Source organism: Pseudomonas sp. SDT291_1_S447, from assembly GCF_054070155.1.
On sequence record NZ_JBSVXS010000346.1, the window covers coordinates 1 to 301 of the forward strand.

Below are 301 nucleotides of genomic sequence, written 5' to 3' on the forward strand. Positions count from 1 at the left end.
GGCAACTCCAGATTATCCATCACCCGATTCACCGCCAGTTCGCCGAGCATGATCAGTTGTGCAATCCCCAACAAAGTACGACGCTGCGACGCGGGAATGAGGTGGGCGAAGTCATGGGCGATGGTTCTGGCTGAGGCGAGCGTTTCGCTGGCATCGGCCAGCAGTTCCTCGTTTTTGAAGTCGGCGGTGACGGCGTACATCCGGCGGGTTTTGCGTGGCGGTGGGGTCGAGCCGGGTGGGCAGAGATAGTGATCGAGGGCGCGGTCGGCGGCTTCGTGGAGTTTTTTTGAATCGAGGGATT

Annotated in this window: 1 protein-coding gene; it reads right to left on the reverse strand. The window is 59.8% G+C overall.

Annotation, left to right across the window (positions count from 1 at the left end; translation table 11 throughout):
- On the reverse strand, positions 1 to 301 hold a 301-nt coding region (locus tag ACW9IR_RS29870), incomplete at both ends, for a DUF6124 family protein (RefSeq protein WP_457466203.1).